At 49.2% G+C, this 22,271-nt stretch carries 16 protein-coding genes and 1 pseudogene; 6 read left to right on the top strand and 11 right to left on the bottom strand.

The features are described 5' to 3' along the window. Positions 1-9 precede the first annotated feature (9 nt). From M3630_RS17340 to M3630_RS17330, 3 genes are all read left to right on the top strand, one after another. Positions 10-642 (top strand): YHYH domain-containing protein, encoded by a 633-nt coding sequence (locus M3630_RS17340; RefSeq protein ID WP_251252882.1) that lies wholly within the window; start codon positions 10-12, stop codon positions 640-642. Positions 643-905: 263 nt separating this feature from the next. Further along, positions 906-1,523 (top strand): class D sortase, encoded by a 618-nt coding sequence (locus M3630_RS17335; protein WP_251252881.1) that lies wholly within the window; start codon positions 906-908, stop codon positions 1,521-1,523. Positions 1,524-1,577: 54 nt separating this feature from the next. Beyond that, the gene (locus M3630_RS17330) at positions 1,578-6,461 is read left to right on the top strand and encodes a collagen binding domain-containing protein (RefSeq protein ID WP_251252880.1); all 4,884 of its coding nucleotides are present in this window, start codon (positions 1,578-1,580) and stop codon (positions 6,459-6,461) included. Between the two features lie 55 nt (positions 6,462-6,516). Here the strand turns inward: M3630_RS17330 and M3630_RS17325 are convergent, their stop codons facing one another. Continuing rightward, positions 6,517-7,467 carry a lipase/acyltransferase domain-containing protein gene (locus M3630_RS17325; protein ID WP_173611791.1) on the bottom strand — a complete coding sequence of 317 codons (951 nt, stop codon included), beginning with the start codon at positions 7,465-7,467 and terminating at the stop codon, positions 6,517-6,519. 240 nt (positions 7,468-7,707) lie between these two features. Here M3630_RS17325 and M3630_RS17320 point away from each other — a divergent pair, with 240 nt between their 5' ends. Next, positions 7,708-9,330: a family 10 glycosylhydrolase gene (locus M3630_RS17320; protein ID WP_251252879.1), complete on the top strand. Its 1,623-nt coding sequence runs from the start codon at positions 7,708-7,710 to the stop codon at positions 9,328-9,330. A 123-nt stretch (positions 9,331-9,453) separates the two neighbouring features. Here the strand turns inward: M3630_RS17320 and M3630_RS31195 are convergent. The 10 genes and pseudogenes from M3630_RS31195 to M3630_RS17270 form a co-directional block, all read right to left on the bottom strand. Then, positions 9,454-9,558 (bottom strand): annotated as a pseudogene (locus M3630_RS31195) (iron(3+)-hydroxamate-binding protein fhuD); the annotation flags it as partial. Between the two features lie 289 nt (positions 9,559-9,847). Beyond that, complete coding sequence (locus M3630_RS17310) at positions 9,848-10,945, bottom strand: nitric oxide synthase oxygenase (RefSeq protein WP_251252878.1); 1,098 nt, start codon at positions 10,943-10,945, stop codon at positions 9,848-9,850. Between the two features lie 232 nt (positions 10,946-11,177). Continuing rightward, complete coding sequence (locus M3630_RS17305; RefSeq protein WP_251252877.1) at positions 11,178-11,744, bottom strand: glycerol-3-phosphate responsive antiterminator; 567 nt, start codon at positions 11,742-11,744, stop codon at positions 11,178-11,180. A gap of 1 nt (position 11,745) precedes the next feature. After that, a complete protein-coding gene (locus tag M3630_RS17300; protein ID WP_251252876.1) occupies positions 11,746-12,567 on the bottom strand; it encodes a sugar phosphate isomerase/epimerase family protein in 822 nt (273 codons plus the stop codon). 18 nt (positions 12,568-12,585) lie between these two features. Further along, complete coding sequence (locus M3630_RS17295) at positions 12,586-13,389, bottom strand: carbohydrate ABC transporter permease (protein WP_047070123.1); 804 nt, start codon at positions 13,387-13,389, stop codon at positions 12,586-12,588. Between the two features lie 13 nt (positions 13,390-13,402). Then, entirely contained in the window at positions 13,403-14,290 is an 888-nt protein-coding gene (locus M3630_RS17290) for a carbohydrate ABC transporter permease (protein ID WP_047070124.1), read from the bottom strand. A 31-nt stretch (positions 14,291-14,321) separates the two neighbouring features. Next, positions 14,322-15,638, bottom strand: coding sequence for an ABC transporter substrate-binding protein (locus M3630_RS17285; protein ID WP_251252875.1), 1,317 nt, complete (start codon positions 15,636-15,638; stop codon positions 14,322-14,324). 25 nt (positions 15,639-15,663) lie between these two features. Further along, entirely contained in the window at positions 15,664-16,764 is a 1,101-nt protein-coding gene (locus tag M3630_RS17280; RefSeq protein WP_251252874.1) for an ABC transporter ATP-binding protein, read from the bottom strand. A 59-nt stretch (positions 16,765-16,823) separates the two neighbouring features. Then, positions 16,824-18,908 carry a glycerophosphodiester phosphodiesterase family protein gene (locus tag M3630_RS17275; protein WP_251252873.1) on the bottom strand — a complete coding sequence of 695 codons (2,085 nt, stop codon included), beginning with the start codon at positions 18,906-18,908 and terminating at the stop codon, positions 16,824-16,826. 21 nt (positions 18,909-18,929) lie between these two features. Further along, complete coding sequence (locus M3630_RS17270) at positions 18,930-19,718, bottom strand: HAD-IIA family hydrolase (protein ID WP_251252872.1); 789 nt, start codon at positions 19,716-19,718, stop codon at positions 18,930-18,932. Positions 19,719-20,088: 370 nt separating this feature from the next. Between M3630_RS17270 and efeO the strand changes: the two genes are divergently transcribed. Beyond that, positions 20,089-20,988: an iron uptake system protein EfeO gene (gene efeO, locus M3630_RS17265; protein WP_251252871.1), complete on the top strand. Its 900-nt coding sequence runs from the start codon at positions 20,089-20,091 to the stop codon at positions 20,986-20,988. A gap of 4 nt (positions 20,989-20,992) precedes the next feature. After that, the gene (efeB, locus tag M3630_RS17260; RefSeq protein WP_173611779.1) at positions 20,993-22,270 is read left to right on the top strand and encodes an iron uptake transporter deferrochelatase/peroxidase subunit; all 1,278 of its coding nucleotides are present in this window, start codon (positions 20,993-20,995) and stop codon (positions 22,268-22,270) included. The last annotated feature ends 1 nt before the right edge of the window (position 22,271 follow it).

Below are 22,271 nucleotides of genomic sequence, written 5' to 3'. Positions count from 1 at the left end.
GGTTTGTCTATGAAAAAGATTATTTCAGTACTCGCACTCATTCTTTGCTTTGCTTTTTTACCTGTTCAAATGATTGAAGCACATCCAGGCAGAACGGATGCGAATGGTGGGCACACCTGTAGAACAAACTGCGAAAAATGGGGATTACAGTATGGAGAATATCACTATCACAACGGTGGCGGCGGCTCTTCCAACAGCCAAGTGAAAAAATCGGCCCCTCCAAAGCCAGCGGCGCCCCGTACACAACCTAAAATACTACCTTCAAAAACAATTGTTGCTGTAGACAATGCTAACGTTTATTCTGCTCCATCCCTTGACTCTATCGTTACTGCAACCCTATGGTATGGTTTTGAAATCAAAGCATCCGGTACACAGCCAGAATTTATCGCCATGGATCAAGGTTACGTTTCCAAAACAGTGGTCACCTCTTATACACCAATTACTCCCAAGACCGTTAAAATTCAAGGAGAGAAAGGCTACTTCTTCTCGACCCCTTCCACAGAAAGTCCAGGCAGGGGCTACGCTGTCAGAGATGCACTTGTTCAAGTAGTCGGTGAACGTGGAGATTGGTATTACGGCTCCACCATCGATGCAAATGGGAAGGTTTTAGTTGGATTTGTTTCGAAAAGCGTCGCCTATTAACTATAGAAAAAAGACCGAAAAAGCCAGGCAGGAGATTCTTTCTCCTCTGGCTTTTTTCATGTTCAGAAATTGTTTAGATCAAATGATTATGATACCTCTAGGCATTTTTTCACAACTGGAACAGCGGGTGAATCTGTTGTTCTCGACTAGCAAGATTTGTACAACGAAGAATGCCCTTGTTGAAAAAGTTTAGTATAACTAAAAATCAGGACAAGGGGGGAAAGATGAATTGAGTTAACGGTGCAAAAAGGGAGTTGAAGAATGTGCGAGTGCTGTTAAGTGCTGGGTTTATCTTGGCAGGCTTATTCCTCCTTTTCTATCCTCAATGGGAAACGGCGGTATCTGCACAAAAGCAAGAACAGCTCATCGAAGCGTTCGAACAACTGAGCAACGTCAGCGAGCAAATAGAAACATCTACATCCGAGGACCCACCAGCTCCTCAGATACAAGCGCCGCTCGCTATGTTGGAAGGTGCCAGAGGCGTGATTCGGATTCCCAAAATTGATCTGGAAATGATGATTTTTGAAGGCGCGGACAAGCATGCCTTGAGTAAAGGTGTTGGCCTGATCGAGCCAGACAAGGAATTCGGTGTGAACAATGTTGGACTGGCAGGTCATCGCGGGATTACTCATGGTAAGCAATTCAATCGTTTGGACGAACTAGCACCTAATGATGAGATTGAGATCAGGACGAAAACGGCAACCTACCAATTCGTTGTCGTGAAAGCCTTTATCGTAGATCGTACACAAATAGAAGTTCTAGTGGATCAAAAGAAGCCATTGATCACCTTGGTCACATGCACCCCTGTTGGAGCAAAAGATCCGAAGGACAGACTGATCGTTCAAGCTGAATGGAAACAAACGACTTCATCTCAGCCCTAACACTTCTTACTGAAAGAAAGAATGAGCTAGTTTGATTACGTACAGGAGGAGCATATGCAAAGGAAATCTTGGGTCGTTGTGGTGGCACTTTTGCTCATCATCCAAAACTTTTTCGGTTTCACGACAACCACGTATGCCCAAACACAAGATGAGGTTGTCGTTGGCAATAGTGGGGAGCCGGGCACAGGAACCCCTACCGATCCGGGCACAGGAACCCCTACCGATCCGGGTACAGGGACTCCTACCGATCCGGGCACAGGAACCCCTACCGATCCGGGTACAGGAACTCCTACCGATCCGGGTACAGGAACTCCTACCGATCCGGGCACAGGGACTCCTACCGATCCGGGTACAGGAACCCCTACCGATCCGGGTACAGGAACCCCTACCGATCCGGGCACAGGGACTCCTACCGATCCGGGTACAGGAACTCCTACCGATCCGGGTACAGGAACCCCTACCGATACGGGCACAGGGACTCCTACCGATCCGGGCACGGGAACTCCTACCGATCCGGGCACGGGAACTCCTACCGATCCGGGCACGGGAACCCCTACCGATCCGGGCACAGGGACTCCTACCGATCCGGGCACGGGAACTCCGACTACGCCACCTGTTGAACCACCAGTTCCTCTACCAGAGGTACCGGTACCAGTTCCAGACCCTGAAGACAACATCATCAAAGACAACATCATCACCAGCGTAGTCATGAAGGACAAAGACGGAAACAACATTGAAGACATCCGCCCTGATCAGGGCTCGCGTGTTCAAGTTGATTTCACTTGGAAAATCCCTGCTGGACATCCTTACTCAGAAGGTGCCACCTTTACCTTCCCTCTCCCAGATAAGTTTCGGACCGATCGCGTTTTGACCGGAGATCTGAACGGAGGATACGGCACCTATGAAGTAACAACAGATGGCACCGTCACTTTCATTTTTAGTGATAGCATCAATGACGGCGCAGAGATCAATGACGGAACGTTCTATGTATGGCGGGAATTTGATGAGAAAAAATTTGAGGGCGGCACGAGACAGGAAATCGATTTTAAATTCGATGGCATCGCCCCGATCTCTGTCCATTTCAAAGCCAAAAACAATAATGAAATCGACAAGAACGGAAAAGCAAACAAGGGCATGAATCCTAGCCACCTCGACTGGACCGTCGATTTTAACATGAGTGAAAATCCGATTAAAGGCGCTATCTTTACGGATGAGATTCCAAGCGGTCTGGACATCGACATGAGCTCGATTAAGGTTTTTCCATTAGAAGTTCAGTTGAATGGCTCTGTTAATCCAATGGCTGAGGTAACTACCTTCACTCCTGAGAAATTGACAGAAGGAAATGGGTTCAAAATGAACTTTGGCGACATCGACGGTGCTTATCGGGTCACGTACAAGACCAACGTCACCGGTACGACAGATACAACCTACACGAATAAAGCCACTGTCACAGGAACGAACCTTCCAAAGGATTTAATCGATTCCGCAAATGTCCCTGTTCGATTCAGCCAGCCTTTGAATAAAAAAGCGATTGGCTATGATTACAACACGCAAACAATCACCTGGGCTATTCAGTACAACTACAATGAAAAACTGATCAAGCAAAGCGATGCATGGCTCGAGGATCGCTTCGATACCAGTCATCAAGAGCTCGTGAATGGTTCTTTTACCGTTCATAAAATGACCATCGGCGACAACGGAAACGGAACAAAAGACGGGGCTGCCATCAAAGGGTACAACGTAACCCCATCGGATACCGGCTTCCGCTTGGAGTTTGACCATGACGTATCAGCAGCTTACGAAATCACCTACCAAACCAAAGCCAAAAATCGGGTCCACCAAGACAGCTACCTCGTGAAAAATGAAGTAGAGATCTATGATGGAACCAAAAAAGATGCATCCAGAGAGATCACGCAAGCAATCTTCTGGAAAAACGCCAAAAAGGAAAAAGTCGATTACCTGAATAAAACGATCGAGTGGACGCTTAGTCTAAACGAGGACAATCAGGTGATGGATGAAGTCGTCATTACCGACAGTTATGCGGGACAAGGGCTGACTCTTCTTCCTGACAAAGTAAAAATCAACGATTGGACAAAGGATTTGGAAGAAGGCCCTGACAAAGACTACACCATCTCTCCGAATCCAAAGTACGAGGAAGGATTCAAGATCACCTTCCACAAACCAGTCACAAAAGCCCTTGTGATTACGTACCTGACGAAGTTCGATCCTACTTCCAAGGACCGTCCATCCGCGTACAAAAACAAGGCTGAACTGAACTGGAAGGAAAACGGGAAAGCACAAGACCCCATCACGAAATCCGCTACTGTTAAACCAGACAGCTACACCAGCAATAACGGCAACAAAACAGGCGCATACGACGCCCGCACAAAAGAAATCACATGGACAATCGATGTGAACTATAACCTTCACAAGATTAACAACGCGATTATTCGGGATTTTTATACCGGAGAACAAACTTTTGTGAAAGACTCGTTACGAGTGCATAAATTGTTGCTTACAGGTGGAGCAGACGGCGTGAAAGTGGTCGAAGGACCAGTTGTTCCTATCAAATTCGACCCATTAACCAACGGTTTTGAACTGCATCTTGGAGAGATCGATTCGGCCTATCGCATCACGTACACAACCAGTTTGGCTGATCTCCCTGTCGGAGAAGTGTACGAAAACAATGCCACTATGCATGATAGTGACATAACAGGCACTCCACTCTATAAAGGCAAGACGACCGTGAGACCCGCATACGGTGGGGAGTACGTCCTCAAAACAGGCGTACAGGGTACAGGAGCAGATTCAGAGTATGCAACATGGACAGTAAAAATCAATCCGAGCCAGTCTTACATTTCGGCAGGTGCTGTATTGACCGATACGCTGTCCAGCAATCAAATTCTGATGAAAGAATCCTTCAAGCTCTTTACGACAACCGTCTCTGAATCCGGTGCCTTGGCAATCGGAAAAGAAGTGGCAGTCGAGGACTACACATTAGAAGTGGTCGGCAACACCTTTAAACTGACTTTCAAAAACGACCTGCACACTGCCTACATCCTGGAGTACCGCTCCTTTATCAATGCTGATCATGGAGAAATCATCAAAAACGAAGCCTCTTTTGCAGGGAAAAAGGTTGTAGGTAAAGGTAAAGACGGACAAGATGGTGTCAAAGTCAGCTTGTCGGGCGCTGGTGGCGGAGCCGGCACACCTGGTAAAGGCGACTTGAAAATCGTCAAAACAGACGCAGATTCGAAAAAAGCATTGGCAGGAGCCACGTTTGGCCTGTACGACAAGACAGGAAATACCTTGCTGGAAACAGTCGTGACCGACGAAAATGGCATTGCCACCTTCAAAGGCTACAAATTTAAAGCGTACAAGCTAAAAGAACTATCCGCTCCTGTTGGGTACGTCATCGCAGACGAGTACAGAAACGGAAAAGACATTACGTTAAAAGCTCCTGTAGGTGCTGACCCTGCCGCTCCAGTTACAATCGAAATGACCATCGGGAACAAGCTGCTCCGTCAAGGATTTGAGTTAACCAAAGTTGACGCGGAGAATACTGGCAAAACACTGGAAGGCGCTGTCTTCAATCTACAGGTTGAAAAGGGCGGAGCGTTCGAAACGATCGCTGAGCTGACAACCGGCTCTGACGGAAAAGTTTCCAAAGGCGATCTGGCAGAAGGAAACTATCAGCTAGTCGAAACGAAAGCTCCGAAGGGATACAAGCTGGATGCGACTCCTATTTCATTCAAAATCGCCTCCAATCAGACAGAAATTGTGACCCTTACGAAAAAGAACGCCAAAAATATCGGGTCTGTTCAATTGCTGAAAGTGGACCACTACACCAAAGAACCACTTCCTGGCGTAACCTTTGAGCTTCAAGATGCCGACGGGAAAGTACTGCAAAGTGGACTCACAACGAATAAGGACGGTATCCTTCTCCTCGAAAACCTGAAAGCAGGATTCTACCAGCTCGTGGAAACAAAAGCCCTGGCTGATTATGAGCTTGCTGAACCACTGAAATTCGAAGTGACAGAGGAAGGAACTGCCTCTCTCACGTTGACCAACAGATTGAACCCAGGATCTGTGAAACTGACCAAAGTAAGAACAGGATACCCAAATCATAAACTCAAAGGAGCTGAATTTACGCTCCGGGATGAACATGGTCAGGTAGCCAAAGATATGAACGGTCAGGAGCTTACCAAGCTGACTACGGATGGCAACGGAGAGCTGATTGTTGAAGGCCTGAATCCGGGCAAGTATGAGTTTATCGAGACAAAAGCACCTGCTGGTTATGTAAAAAGCAGCAAGCCGATTGAGTTCGAGATTAAAAGAAACCAAGTAGCTGGCGACCATGTGCTCGTCACTGTCGAAAATGACGTGACCTCCGGTGGTGGCGGCGGTGGTGGTGGCGGTGGCGGAAATCCTGATCCAAAACCGGAACCAGAGCCTGAAAAGCCAGAACCAAAGCCAGAGCCTGAACCAGAACCAGAACCTAAACCAGAGCCCGAACCGGAAAAGCCAGACAAACCGGAGAAGCCAGACAAACCAGACAAACCCGATAAACCTGGCAAACCGGATCAACCTGGCAAACCGGATCAACCTGGAAACCCAGACCAACCTGGAAACCCAGACCAACCTGGCAGCCCAGACCAACCTGGCAACTCGAATCAACCGGGCACTCCTGATGCAAACAACAACACCACGAACCCCAACACTTCAGAAGAGCTGAATCAAACAGAAAATACGACCAAACCAAACGATTCGGGAGCTGCCAATAACTCCAACGTCTTGGAAACCAGCAACGAATCTCCATCAACAGGCAAAGTATTGCCGCAGACTGGAGAACAGGCTAACCCACTCCCTATCGTTGCGGGTATCGTTTCGATCTTGATCGGTATTTCGATCATGTATCGCAGAAGCAAAAAAGCGTAGCTCATCTAAAGGACCAAGTCCAGAGATCTCCCTGGCTTGGTCCTCTTTTTTCTCCCTACTCTAGCAATTGCCGGAGAAGCGGTTCACTTTTATATAAAATCTCCAGATGTGTCGCCTCTACGTAATAACGCTCACCTTCCAGCGCGAATACGCTGCTTGCCATGACATTCCCATCCCCAGCGTCACTATTGATCGAGCCCACTACTCTTCCATCGACCCATTTATCGGGAGACAGCGAAGGGACCGTTCGCAGGTAATGAATCGTTTCATGTCCGATGCCAGCTACCAGCGTGACGCGAATATTGCGGGCTGCGATAATCCCCATCGTTGCGTTCAAGTAGTCCATGTATTGATTTTTCACGACCATTTGCCCATAAGGTACGAAGGCTTCTACCCCCTGGTTTTTCTCCAGCAAATAATCACCGTATGCTGCTGACGGGGTAAGGTCAAGGAGACTGGGGAAGTGTCTGTGAATAGCTTGTATACGATGAAAAGGGATGCTTTGCTCCATATAGGCCAGATATACATTCATGTATAGTTCCACGACATTTCTTTTGGCAGAAACAGAGCGGGGCAGCTTCCCTCCTGCCCAATAGCTGTAGGCGACAGGCGATCCTGCGTTGGGAGTCGCAAAAATGAGCAACTGATCCACATCGTTTTGATAAAATTCGCTCTGGACATACGCTCTAGCAACAAGGCCCCCCATGCTATGGCAAATGAGATTAACACAAGGGGAGCCTGTTGTTTGCTTCGCTCGCTCGATAACAGGCAGCAAAAAGCGCTCGGCGGAAATATCGATCTGCCTTCGCCAATCATAAAAGGCTACAAACAATTGTTCATTGAGGGGGTAACCCATTTTTCCAAGCAAACGGATAAATGGCTCATAAGCCGTTCGGGCAAACCCGAAGCCCCAGTCACCAGTACCCGGAATAATTCGATCACTCATCGACCCAAACAGCCCCGGAACAAAAACAATCGGTGCCTTCTGCGCAAGAAATGAACTCATGCTTGCACTCCTCTCCCTCACTTTTGTCCCATGACTCGAAGGAAAACAACATATGCTTTTGCCTATGTCAGATAAGCTTGGGAGGTTCCCTTTCTTCATCAGTTCCGTCATTTTTTGCCACAATGGGGCGAATCGTTACAATAATCTTCCCACTTGAGCGTAACAAAGCGATATAATAAAGCGTCTAACGAATTGGCTAATGTATTAAGCAAATCTATACTTGTCGGAGGATTGGCAAAAATGAAGGTACGCAAGTGGTTTATGCTTTTGCTAATGTTCGTACTATGTATTCCAACGATGGGGATATCCGTGCAGGCCGCGCAGACATCCTCTGGCATCAGCATCTATTTGGACGGGCAACAAATCAAAAGTGACGTCGCTCCGTACATTGTTCCAAAAGCAGACGTAACGATGGTCCCAATGCGGGTGATCGGTGAAAATCTGGGAGCCGAAGTAAATTGGGAGCCAAAGTCTCAAACCGCAACGATCAGTAAGCAAGATACCTTGTTGTCGCTGACGGTTAATCAAAAGAACGCTCTCGTGAACAACAATAGCGTCCCACTCGATGCTTCTGTTCAGAACAAACAAGGAAGAATTATGGTTCCGCTGCGTTTTGTCTCTGAGCAGTTGGGCCTTACGGTAAAATGGGAAGACAAAACAAGAACCATTCGCCTGCAAAGCGGCAACGTCGCTACCATGACGCCGCCGCCACAGGATGTATTGAGTGAGACTGGCGGTATGGAACCAGGCACACCTGTGGTGACAAACGGAGATTTGCGCGGGGTATGGATATCTACGGTCTACAACTTGGACTGGCCTTCTTCTGGTTCTTACGGAAACCCAGCAAAGCAACAACAAGAATACATACAGCTGCTCGATGAGCTACAAGCGATGGGAATGAACGCTGCTTTCGTGCAAGTTCGCCCATCTGGAGATGCTTTGTATCCTTCTACGCTCACACCATGGTCGAGATTCTTGACGGGAACTCCAGGGAAAGATCCTGGATACGACCCCCTTGCTTTTATGGTAGAAGAAACGCATAGACGCGGGATGCAATTCCATGCTTGGTTCAACCCGTTCCGTGCCACTACAGATGCAAAAACAGACCAATTGCCAGCGAATCACGTGATCAAGCAGCACCCTGACTGGATCGTTAATGCCAACAAAAAGCTGTACATCAATCCGGGTGTTCCGGCGGCACGTCAGCAAATTATCAATGAAGTAATGGAAGTCGTGCAGCGCTACGACATCGATGGTGTCCATTTGGATGATTATTTCTATCCTTCCAATGTCGCCTTTGCAGACGATGCAGCATTCAAGGCTTTTAACAGCAAAAAAATCGTGTCCAAAGCAGACTGGCGCCGCGATAATATCAATCAGTTTGTTCAACAATTGAATCAGTCCATCAAGAGCGTCAAGCCTCACGTTCAGTTTGGGATCAGTCCATTCGGTGTATGGCGCAACAGCAACGTCGATCCGACTGGCTCCGATACAAAAGCTGGCGTTACTGCTTATGACCACATGTTTGCCGATGTGCGTACGTGGATTCAACAAGGATGGATCGATTATGTGACTCCACAAATTTATTGGAGCTTTTCCTTCGCCCCTGCCCAATATGACAAGCTCGTCACTTGGTGGGCAAACGAAGTACAAGGCACGAACGTCAAGCTCTACATCGGTCACTCCCCTTACAAGCTGGGAACGGCTGAGGCCGGCTGGCAAAGTGCCCAAGAGATTATCAACCAGTTGAATTACAACGCGATGGTTCCTCAGGTCCAGGGCAGCATTTTCTTTAGTGCAAAGGACTTGCGGAAAAATCCATTGGGTCTGCTCCCAGCTCTTAGCAGTTATTACAACCGCTAAATAAATTACCCCCGAATACTTGTAGCAGAGCATACTTGCTACATGTTTCGGGGGTTTTTGTTCTACGTTGTTATTTTTTACTGCCGACAAGCCTTTCCAAACGTCCGTACTGTATACAGCCTCCGGATTGGCATCATCTCCAGACCATGCACTGGTAAAAATGTAGTCTCCCGCAAAGTCCGGTAGTGTTTCAAGCGAGACCTCCTCCCAGCCGGTATTGCTATCAATGGTTTCTTTTTGTACGGCATTCGGAGCCTTTAACTAGAATTCGCCGTAAAGGATGTCTCCACCCCTTCCAAAGTTGTGCCCAAACGCATCAGATCCCCTTGGCGTATGGAATCACTACCGTTGGAGCTATTTTAGTAAAGTACTTTTTCTAGCGATGTTCCGTCGCCCACGCTTTCGATACCATCCAGCTTCCCTTTAAAATACGGGTTTCCCATAGCATGGTCCGAGATACCATTTACAACCCGTCACAAAAAAATGCCGCGAAGTATGTTCGCGACATTGGAAGACCTTATTTTTTGCTGAGCTCCGGCTTGTCCTGGTAAAAGAAATTCGGCTTATGGATTGTGTTGTCGTACAGACTGTGGAAAATGTGTGAAGCTGTACCCGAGATCGGCGGAACCAGCCATGTCCAATCACCCGTAACGGCTCGACCACATTTCTCTTCTCTTTCCTCAAATCGCTTGAATTGCTGGCTCGCTGTATGGTGATCGACAATCGATACTCCTTTTTCCTTGAAGGAATGCAGGACGGCTACGTTCAGCTCGATAAGTGCTTTGTCTCTCCACAGCGTCACTTCCCTGCTCGTATCAAGCCCCATGACCTCTGCGACCTTTGGCAGCATGTTATATCGCTCTTGATCGGCAAAATTGCGCGCACCGATCTCCGTACCCATGTACCAGCCGTTAAAAGGCGCGGCCAAATAGTCGATACCGCCAATCTCCATGTGCATATTCGAAACAATAGGAACCCCGTACCATTGTAATTCCAAATCAGCAAAGCCCGGCAAATCAGGATGCACGATCGGCACCTCCAAGACCAGCTCCTGAGGAATCTCAAAAAACTGCGGCGTCCGATCTCCAATTTGCACGACAATCGGCAAAACGTCGTAGTTTGTGCCTTTCCCTTGCCATCCCAAGCTCTCACATAGCTTCGTCAGCGAAAGCGAAACTGGATCACCCAATACGCCGTACTCTGTCTCGTATCCCGCGTAGCGAATCAGTTGGTCATTCCAGATGCGCATGGGGAGTCTGCCTGCTACAGCAGGTGCAAATACCGTAATGGTCGGGCGAATTTTCCCTCCATTGGTGGCAAAGTCGATGTGGCGGAGCATGGCCTGCGCCATCTCTTCTTCTGTTTCGACATGCCGCTCATCTATCACCACTAACGATTCCCAAAAGAATCGCCCAATACATCGATTGCTATTGCGCCAGGCCATTTTTGCTCCATGACGAAGCTCCTCGGCCGTATGCTCATAGTATCCCTGCTGATGAATCAGCTGTCGTACTTCTTGCAGTCGTTGCTCGGTTTCGTCCGTTGTCTTGTCCAGTTCACGATAGCATGTCCGGATAAATTGCTCTGCCGCTTCCATCAATTGAATTGGTTCCATATTACCCTCTTTTCACGCTGAAGGGTGTCACTTCGCTGTTATTTTCTTCATCGTAGAATTTTGTTACTAACATTATAAAATTACTCTTGTGCGATTACCAATCATGTAGGCATTTGGACACATATCTGTAAGAAACATGGATGGATGGGAAACCAGATAAAATGGTAGGCGGAAGGGCGTAAAGATTTATTACATACAAAAAAGACAGGTGCATTCACACCTGCCCTTTCTCCTAAACCCTCATATGATTCCACATCTCCGACTTACTCAATGAAACAGCATCTGCTCCACCCTTCAACGCTTCATTGACCTGCTCCATATTCCAAATCAACCCGCCCAAAATAATCGGCTGCGACAAATGCTCCTTGATATACGAAATAATAGACGGCGCTATCCCCGGCATGATTTCAATCGCATCCGGCTGGTTTTCCAAGACGTTTTTGATCGTCGTCGTGAGAGAGGTCGAATCGATCAAAAAGACTCGCTGGATCGTCAGCATCCCTTCCTTTTTGGCCGCGCGAATCATCGGTCCTTTGGTAGTGACAATGCCTGTTGGTTGGATATAGGTGGACAAGAAACGAAAAGCCTCTTTGTCATTGGACAAGCCATTCATGAGGTCTGTGTGCAAAAAAATCGGCTTGCTCGACTGACGGATGGTTTCAGCTTCCTCCATCAGCTTGGTCAGCTTTCCGTACATCAACAGGATCGCACAAGCTCTGGACGCCATCGCCTCTCCCAAGCGATCCTGTTCGGTTGCCGCAATAACCGGATTCGTTTTCAAAATCGTTTGCATGTCCATGTTATCTGCCTCCTGCCCTCAGTAGCCGTTCCACACTTGCCTCAGCGCAGCCAAGCTGCTTGGTCTCTACAACCCAATGACCCGCAAATCCGTTGTCTTTTAAAAGTGACAGCATAGGCTCGAACGGGATCGTTCCTTCCCCCACTGCCAAATGATCGTCGAGCTTGCCAAAGTTATCACTCAGGTGCAGAGCGGATAAATAAGGAAGCACCTTCTGCAATGCATCGATCGCATATCCCGGACGAATCAAATGGGCATGGCCTACGTCATACACGATCCGCACACGAGACGAATCGACATGCTGGCATATACGCACGAGATCCTCAACGTTCCACCCCAGCACTTTTGGGTAAGGGGGAACATTCTCGACTGTCAGTATGGTTCTGCTCTCTGCGGACAGCTCAGAGGTCAACACGTGGAGTGCCTGACTCACATTTTCCACACCTCTGGCACGCTCTGATTCCGCGAGTCGATCTTCTACTTCCCCCGCATGCATCACGACGTGGGTACAGTCGAGAAAGCTGGCAATCTCCAGGCAACGCTTCATCGTGTCCAACGTTTGATCCCGGGTTGGTCCTGAGTCCGCCGCCAGATTGCAGCCGCTAATCGGCGCATGAATCGACCAGGCAATCTCACTCTCGTTTCCCTGCTGCTTCAACTCTTTCAGCCGCTCCCAGGACCAGTCCAAGAAGTCGGCATGATTCTCTTCACACATAATCTCGATGCCCTTCCAGTCTTTTTGCAAAAGCTGAACAATCGCATCACGCAAGGATAGATCAAATAAGGCATAGGTGGATACGGAAAACGAGCCCTTGTCTCTCATGATTCATGACCCTCCCTCTTATTTCACGCCGGAGTGGATGAAGCTGTTGATAAACTGCCGCTGGAATAACAAAAATGCCAGCAACAACGGAAAAATCACCATGACCGTCGCTGCACTTACCTCGGCCCATTGCGCCCCCGTCTCAAACGATTGGGCAAAAATCGCCAGACCGACCGTCAACGGACGATTTTCCACGGAATTCGTAATAATCAGCGGCCACATGAAGTTGTTCCAATGGTAGCTGACCGAGACCAAACCAAACGCAATGTAGGTCGGCTTCGCTAGCGGAACATACACCCGCCACAAAATCTGGAACCAGGAGCAGCCTTCCATCCGTGCCGCCTCCTCCAGCTCGTGCGGGATTGTCTTGAAGGTCTGTCGCAACAGAAAGACCCCGAAGGCCGAAGCGAAATACGGCAGCATAATGCCGATTTTGGTATCCAGCAAAGACAAGTCACGCAGGACGTTGTAGTTGGGGAAAATCAAAATATCCGCCGGGACCATCAGTTGGACCAGGAACAGGACAAACAACACATCCTTTCCCCAAAATTGCAGCTTCGCAAAGGCATAGGCCGCCAGTGTAGCCGTGATCATTTGCGCCACCAAAATACCGGTCACGATCAAAAAGGTATTGATGTAGTACTGGTCAAAGGGTGCTGCGTCCCACACCTTCGCAAAGTTATCGAGTGTAAAATCTGCACTGAGCGACCACGAAGTCGCCAGCTCCCTCGGGCGAAAGGAAGTCCAGACCGCCCAGAGCAAAGGAAACAACCAGAGAACGGCCAAGCCGTACATTCCAACCGTTGTGATTTTGCGAAGCATCTGCCATCCCCCCTTAGTTGTAGTGAATCTTTTTATCCATACCAAAAAACTGAAAAGCAGCAACTAACAAGAGCAGCACGACCATGACAATCGTCAATGCCGAAGCCATTCCTTGATCCCAGAAGGAAAACGCCGTCTCGTATATGTAGTACAGCAAAAGATTGCTGGCATTATCCGGCCCGCCTTTGGTCATGATCACCAAATGGTCTACCAGCTTGAAAGAGTTGGTGAAGGCGATAATACTGACAAACATCGTCGTTGGCATAAGCAACGGAAAGGTGATGCGGCGAAAAACCGTCCACGATGATGCCCCTTCCATGGAGGCGGATTCGTATAGCTCCTGTGAAATGTTTTGCAGCCCTGCCAAATAGAAGATCATGAAATAGCCCGCTTCCTTCCAAATGACCATGAAGATCATCGCCCACATCACATTTTTCTGATCGCCGAGCCAGTTCATGTCGCCTTTTCCGAACCACTCCATCACATGACTAAGCGCACCGTACTCCGGTGTGTAAATAAACAGCCAGATGTTCGCCACGGCAATCATCGGAACAACTGTCGGGTAAAAATAAGCCGTGCGGATAAAGCTCTTCCCTCGTAATGCCTTGTTGGCGAACAGAGCCATACCCAGCGCGAGAGCCACACTCGTCGGCACCGTTCCGATAGCAAACCAGATATTATTGGTCAGCACCTTCCAAAACACTTCATCTTCCACCATTTGTTTATAATTATCTATCCCGTTAAAAAACGGCTCTGGAGAACCCAGATCCGCTTGATGAAAACTGAGTATGAACGTTTGTATAACCGGATAGAAGGTAAACAACAGCAGGAAGATGAGGGAGGGAAGGAGCAAGAGCCAGGCGTACATGTTCACTTTCCATTTTGCGCGTAGTTCCCCCATTGTCGCTCCCCCATTGCCTTGCTTGATTGATTTATTTATTGAACGGCGCCAGCATCTTGTCCGCTTCTTCCTGCGCTTTTTTCAATGCTTCCGCAGGCTCGGATTGACCCGTGATCACGGATTGCAGCGTGTCGTTCAAGAGCTTTGTCACTTTGCCGTTATTGTGTGTAGACAGCTCAGCATGTCCGTATTCCAGCTGGTCGCGAGCCACTGCTGCTGCCGGGAAGTCTTTGACGTATTGCTTCATCGTCTCTTCCTCGTAAGCAGATTTGCGTGTCGCAACATAACCCGTATCGACACTCCACTGAGCAGCGCGCTTAGGCTCGGTCATAAAGCGAATAAACTTCCATGCTGCTTCCTGTTTCTTTTCATCGGTTCCTTTGAACATGTAGAAGTTACCGCCACCTGTCGGGCTGCCGTAGTTCTTTTTTGCTGGCAAAAACGCTACGCCAAAATCAAACTTCGCGCTTTTCTTCACGTTCGTCAGGTTCCCTGTCGTATGGAACATCATCGCCGTTTTGCCTTCCAGGAAATCAGAAGGCACAGTCGCCCACTCGTTAACGCCTTCAGGCATGACTTGATGCTTTTTGGACAAATCTACCCAAAATTGCAGAGCTTCTACATTTTCTGGCGTATCCAAGAACACTTTTTTCCCATCTTCGGACATCAAGTTCTTGCCGTTTTGCAGGGCCAGCGCTTGGAACATCCAATACGTGAAGCTCGAGGAAGGAATCTCTACGCCGTAGCGTCCGTCCTTTTTCAATTTGGTAGCGTACGAAACCAGCTCATCCCAGGATGTCGGCGGTTTTTCCGGATCGAGGCCGACTTCCTTGAACGCGTCCTTGTTGTAATAGAGCACGATGGTGCTGCGTTGGAATGGAATGCTGTAAGTCTTGCCGTCTACCTGGGAATTCGCCAAGAAGCCCGGGAAGAAATCATTTACGTATTCGCTGCCGCCATCCTTGGCAATGAAGTCGTCCAACGGCAGGATTGCGTCCATGTCCATCATCGTATGTAGCTCAGTGGAGAGCATCACCGCTACGTCGGGAGGAGTTTTGCCTTGTACAGCCGCCTGTACTTTTGTCGTTGTATCCTGATAGCTCCCTGTATAAACTGGCTTGACTGTGATATCCGGGTTTTCTTTGTTAAATTCCTCTGCCATGCCGTCCACGATCTTGGTCAAAGGACCGCCAACCGCAACTGGATAATAGAAGGACAGCTCTGTTTTGCCTGACGAATTGGCTCCTTGCACCGCGTTGTTCGTGGACGAAGAATTGCCACTGGAGCAACCCGTGATCAGACTCATACTCATGACGACCGCAAACAAGCTTTTGACAACTTTACGCATCGCAGTACCTCTCCCTTTTCTTTTCTCAATTGGTCGTAACCGCTAGATTTTTTCCGGTTTCTCCATCAAACACGTTCACCTGAGCTGGATCAAAACGAACATGCATGGTTTCGCCTCTTTTGCAGTGCCATTGCCCGTTCCATTTGGCCTTCCACAGCTTGTCTCCCACGGTGAATTCCACAATGGTCTCAGAACCCAGTATCTCTACTCCCTGTACAGTGACAGGGAACTGGCAGGAAACATCGACAGATTGCCCTTCAAGGGCGGGCTGCAATGACTCTGGACGCAGACCGAGAACGACCGGGGTCTGGTCCTTGATACCGTGAAACATAGGAAGCGGCAAAAAATGCTGACCTTCCAACTCAATCCCTGCCTGATCTCCTGCCCGCCAAATGGTAGGTACCGTATTCATCGGGGGTGCCCCCGTAAACTCCGCCACGAATAAATTCGCTGGATGGTTGTACACGTCGAGCGGTTTTCCAACTTGCTGAACCTCTCCGTCGCGCAGGACCATCATGCGGTCTGCCATCGTCATCGCTTCCACCTGATCGTGTGTAACGTAAATCATCGTGATACCCAGCTCTTGCTGCAAGCGACGGATTTCCGTACGCATGTGCCCGCGCAGCTTGGCATCCAGATTGGATAACGGCTCGTCCATCAGGCAGATAGGGTGCTGACTGACGATAGCCCGTCCGAGTGCAACGCGTTGTCGTTGTCCCCCGGATAATTCCTTCGGCTTGCGTTGCAAAAGATGCGCGATGCCCAGCATCTCTGCTACACGCTCCAACCGCTTGCCCTGCTCCGCTTTGTCTACTTTTCGAACCTGCAAACCAAACAAAATATTATCTTTTACCGTCAAATGCGGATAAAGTGCGTAATTTTGAAACACCATGGAGATGTTTCGCCCGCTCGGAGGGACTTGGTTCATCGGCTTGCCGCCAATCAACAGCTCTCCCGTGCTGATCTCCTCCAGCCCGGCAATCATGCGCAGTGTGGTTGATTTCCCACAACCAGAAGGCCCTACCAGCACGAAAAATTCTCCTGGCAGAATACGAGCGCTCACTTCATTGACTACCTTCTGGCCCCCATACATCTTGGAAATGCGCCGCAATTCCACTTCAGCCACGACTTTCCCCCCTGAATTTCTCGCTGTTTTTTTACGTATCCCTCGACTATACCAATTGCTTACTGAGGTAATATTTGGGTATTGTAAAGTTTTTGTGCGTAGTCGGTAATAATTCCGCCGACTCCCGCCTCGGTTGTCCGCTTCATATCTGCTTCTTCGTTAACGGTATACACGGTCAGAATGATTCCCCTATGCTTGGCGAAACGGATCAGCTCTGGCGTGACAATCTGATGGTTGATAAAGTATTGGGCATTCAGTTGTACCGCGTCTGTTATCTGCTTTTCGGCATATTGTTCCAACTGTTCCTTTGGCTTGGTCCCGCTCAAGGTAAAGCCCAGTCCCAATTCTGGATTGAGCTTGGCGAAACGCTCCAACACTTCTGAGCTAAAGCTGCTGACAATCACATCTTCCACCATGTCGTGCTCCTTGATGACCTTCGCCATTTCCTTTTCGTACCCGATCCCCTTTGCTTCCAAAATGACCACCGCTTTGCCCTTGGCCGCTTCCAGCAATTCATCCATGGTAGGAATGACAGCATCGGTAATCTCAGGCTGATACCAGGAAGGATTTGCCGGGTCGAGCTTGTTCGCGTTCAATTCGCGCAGTTCCTTTAGCGTGAAATCCTTTACCTTCCCTGTCCCGTTAGTGGTACGCTCCAGATCAAAATCGTGGATCAGGACAAGGTGGCCATCCTTCGTTTTGTGGACGTCTGTCTCAATGATTTCTACACCCAGCTCCATTGCTTCTTCAAAGGCGTACATCGTGTTTTCCGGCTTTAAGGAAGGGATACCTCGATGCGCCATGACCATCGGAGGCTGCGTGATACTTTTCTCTGGGTACGCAGCGAGCAGCTCATGCACCTCTTTTGGATCGTGTGAGACAACCCCCGCCACTCCCATCTCGATCATTTCGCTCGCTTGGCTCTTATTCGCCCGATCAATTCCCCACACAGACAACCCGCGATTGCGGAAGTAGCGAATGACCTCCTCCGTCATCGCAGTTTGCGAGAGAACGATCACATTGGAACGACTGCTCCTGGCCGAGCGTACGAGCTCTTTTTGTTTCTTTTCGTTCAGCTTGCCGTCGACATACACGAGGGCACCACGGTATTCATTGTTTTTCTCCCGCATCTCTTGAACGATTTCCGGTCGGGATGACACAATGTGCACATCAGTGAGGTTCTCTTTCTGGAGCAGGCGATCGACCTCCGCTACCAGTTTCTTGTCCTCGATATGAATCACCGGAATCGCTTTGCCCTTGATCTCGTTCAGCACCTCGTCCAGAGGAGTGCCGTCTTGAGTGACGACTCCGTTCTTCCCGGATTTTTTCACCGGAATAAAAACGGAAGACGCCTCTGCTTCCAGAATCGCATCGATCTCGGACTTCTTGTCGTACATGGCAATCACCGTCGGCGGAAGCACAATTCCCGTCTTAGGCTCAGGGACAATCAGTACGTCGTCTTTCAGATCAGAGACCGGAATCTTGTCTTTTTGTGCATTCGGACCAAACAACAGCTCACCAGGGGTCGGCTTGGGCTGATCGACAAAATCTTTGGATGCATCATTTGTATCCTTTTCCGTCAGGCGTTCCATTGAATGCCCGCCAGCAACTCCCGGATGAGAGGTGACTCCCGGAACCTTCGCATCCATATAAGCCATCGAATCCACCACATTGTACTCAGGGTCCATCAGAATGACGTGGTCGCCGCCATTGGCTAAATAAATGCTGCCTGTCGCCCAATCTGTCGGCAACAGCTCAGGGACGTCCTCCATGGAATCGAACAATTCAAAATCGGGCGTGACGCCATGGCGTTCCACGATCCCGTCGGCATAGCGGGAAATGACAATCGTCTGGTAAGGCTCAATCATGGTGCCTTCCGGAAACGCATGCATCCCTTCATTTCCTCCACGCTTTTCCTCATCGCCGATCATATATCCACTCAAATCAATCGGGTCGTTGGAGATATTGGTGATTTCGATAAATTCGCCTGTGCTTTCATCAAAAAGGGGATCATTGACAACTTCGGTGATGAGCAAGGTTTTGCTCACCGCGCTTTGCGCCATCACAGGCGCAATACTGCCTGTCACCAGACTTGCTGCCATTAGTGACCACAACCACTTTTTGCTGCTCTTTCCCAACTCCATCTCCCATGCCTCCTCGTTTTCCTACTCGACTTGCACCATGGCTTCCATCGTCGGAAGGATGTAATCTGGCTGAATCTCTGTGGCTTCAAGCTCGCGACTGGTCGTCACACCTGTCATGACCAGCGCCGTTTTCATGCCACTGTTTTTCCCCAATAAAATGTCTGTTTCCAAACGGTCACCCACCATGACGCATTTTTCGGGCTGTACTTGAAGCTGTTGAAAAACCTGCTCGGCGTAGTACCGAGACGGCTTGCCAGTCATCGCCCAGACAGAGGCCCCACCAGCCGTTTCAATCGCTCTCGCCAACGCCCACGTATCAGGAATGGCACCCCCTGGCACCGGACACACCGGATCGGGGTTCGCTACGATCAGGTGCGCTCCCTTTCGCACAGCGTCAGCAGCCTGTTGCAGCTTTTCATACGTAAATCCACGGTCCATTCCAACCAATACATGCGTAGCTTCCTCCGCATCTTGCACCTGCTTTATATGAAAGCTCGCAATCTCTTCCTCCAAGGCGGGCTCCCCAACGATCAGGACACGCGCTTGCTCCGCAAATTCTTGAAGATACAATCCCGCTGCATAGGCAGCCGTCATGATTTCTTCCCGCCGGGCAGTCAATCCGAGATTCTGGAGGCGAGTTTGACAAGCTGTTCTTGTCTGTACCGTCGTATTGGTCAAAAACATGATTTTCTTCTGCTTCTCCCGCAGCTCGGCAAGTATCTTTTCCACCCCAGGAAGCAGTTCATTCCCGAGAAAAATCGTTCCATCCAAATCAAAAAAATACGCATCGTACCTATCTGTATCTAGCAAATCCCCTGCTCGCTCCTTTCATTCGAAAACACAAAAAGCCCTCATACACGGCAATAGCACAAAGAAACAAACCGATCGAACGGTCTTTTTCAAATCTATTGCTGTATGAGGGCTTTCTCCACGTCTCGACCCACTTACAGACGTTATTCATTTGGTTGATAGCTCGATCATAACAGGTCATTGTTAAGGGATTGTTGAGCTACTTTTGGTTTTATGTGAACAACTCCAAAACTAACCAAGTGATTGTTGCCAAAAAAAGATTGCAAACTGTCTAAGAAAGAGTAAAATTCTTTGTGGATGATAATGATATTCATTATCGAAATATAATCATATAATTATACACTCATATCATATGAAGGGATGTCTTTTCATGATTCAAAAATGGAGTTATCCACTCGCCGCAGTTGTTCTCGGCTCATCCTTACTCGCCGCTTGCGGAAACGCACAAACACAAACTGAAGAGAAAAAACCGGAAGCTACGCAGCCAGACAAGCCTGCCGCTGCTGATCAGTCCGCGACAGCGAGCACTGCTCCTGCTACTTCTCCTGAGCTGCAAGCCTCTATTGATCAATACCGAAAATGGGTCGTTGACCAAACTGACCAATTCGTAAAGGCAACAGAAAGCTTCACCACTGCCGTCAAAGCAGGCGATATGGAGAAAGCGAAAAAGGAATATGCTCCAGCCCGTGCTTACTTTGAGAAAATCGAGCCTATCGCTGAATCTCTCGGAGACTTTGATCCGTGGATCGATGCCCGCGAAGGCGATGTGCCTGATAACGAATGGCGCGGCTATCACAAATTGGAGAAAGCACTCTGGGAAACCAAATCGGTTGCTGACCAAGGAAAAGTGGCAGATCAACTGCTGCAAGATGTGAAGCAGCTCCGCGTGAAGGTTGAGAGCGTCGAAATTGATGTACCTATGCTAGTAACGGGTGCGGTTGAACTCTTGAACGAGGTATCGACGAGCAAGGTGACTGGTGAGGAAGAACGCTATTCCCACACGGATTTGTATGACTTTGCTGCAAACGTGGAAGGCGCTCACGAAATTTATAAAGTATTGAAGCCTGCTGTTACGGCAAAAGACTCTGCTCTTGCAAGTGAAATTGAAACTCGATTTGCTGATTTGGACAAAGCCCTCGCACCGTACCGCAAAGGCGACGGCTACGTGCTGTACACCGAATTGAAAGAAGACCAAGTGAAAAAGCTGAGTCAGTCCCTCGATGCATTGGCTGAGCCATTGTCCAAAATGGGTAAGATCGTAGGAGGCTAACAAGATGAATGACAAGCATCTCGCAAACACCACAGCGAACAAAATCACACGTCGAGAGGCTCTGAAGTTGGCTGGGGTCGGAGGGATTGGACTGCTGTTGGGGGCGACTGGGGTCAATACCCTTTTGCCCTCCTCTCCCAAAAATGAACAGACAAGTACCACTCCGACCCGTGCAGATGAGGTCATTCCCTTTTATGGCAAGCATCAGTCCGGGATCATTACACCTATGCAGGATTTTATCTGCATGGGTGCTTTTGATTTGACGACGACCTCGCTAGGGGATGTCCGCAGCTTGTTTCAAAGCTGGACACAGGCAGCAGCACGCATGACTGCCGGCAAAAACGTCGATGAGGAGAGCGATCACGCCCTTCTTCCTCCTGTCGACACGGGAGAAGCCATGGGCCTGCGCCCAATGAAATTGACGATCACATTTGGGCTTGGCGCTTCTTTCTTCGATGAGCGCTTTGGTCTTGCATCCAAACGCCCAGCTCCATTGGTCGATTTACCTCGCTTCAACAGCGATGAAATGCGAAAGGAATGGTCGGGTGGCGATATTGTCGTGCAGGTCTGTGCCAACGATCCACAGGTAGCCTTCCATGCCCTCCGGAACTTGGCTCGGATCGCTCGAGGAAAAGCTGTCCTCCACTGGCTGCAGGAAGGCTTCCAGCGTACCAGTGCATCCGACCCGACTGGCTCCACGCCACGGAATCTGATGGGCTTCAAGGATGGCACGAACAATCCGCAGGTGAACGATCCCGCTATTGCAAATGAAGTCGTCTGGGCTAACACTGCTGAAAGTCCCGCGTGGATGGCAGGCGGAAGCTACATGGTCATGCGTCGAATCCGCATGCGGATCGAGGTCTGGGATCGCTCCTCCCTCACCGATCAGGAGAATACATTTGGTCGTCACCGTTTAACCGGGGCTCCTCTTGGCAAAGCAAATGAGTTTGACGAGCTGGAGCTGGATCGAAAGGATGCCAAGGGCAAACCCGTTATTCCTGTCGATTCCCATGTCGCCCTGGCCCATATGGACGGCAAGGTGAAAATTTTGCGTCGCGGTTACTCTTATTCGAGTGGAATGGATCTCAAGACTGGTCAGCTCGATGCTGGGCTGTTGTTCATTTGCTTCAATCGTGATCCACGCAAGCAATTCATACCGATGCAACAAAAGCTCGCATCTGTCGACCTGCTCAATGAATATATCACCCATGTTGGCAGTGGTTTGTACGCCTGTCTACCTGGTGCAAGTGAGGGCGGATACATCGGGGACACGCTATTTTAAC

It is taken from the genome of Brevibacillus sp. MER 51 (assembly GCF_023714195.1).
Lineage (GTDB): Bacteria > Bacillota > Bacilli > Brevibacillales > Brevibacillaceae > Brevibacillus.
The sequence above is the reverse complement of the archived record's forward strand: the minus strand, read 5'-3'. Positions and strand labels throughout refer to the sequence as shown.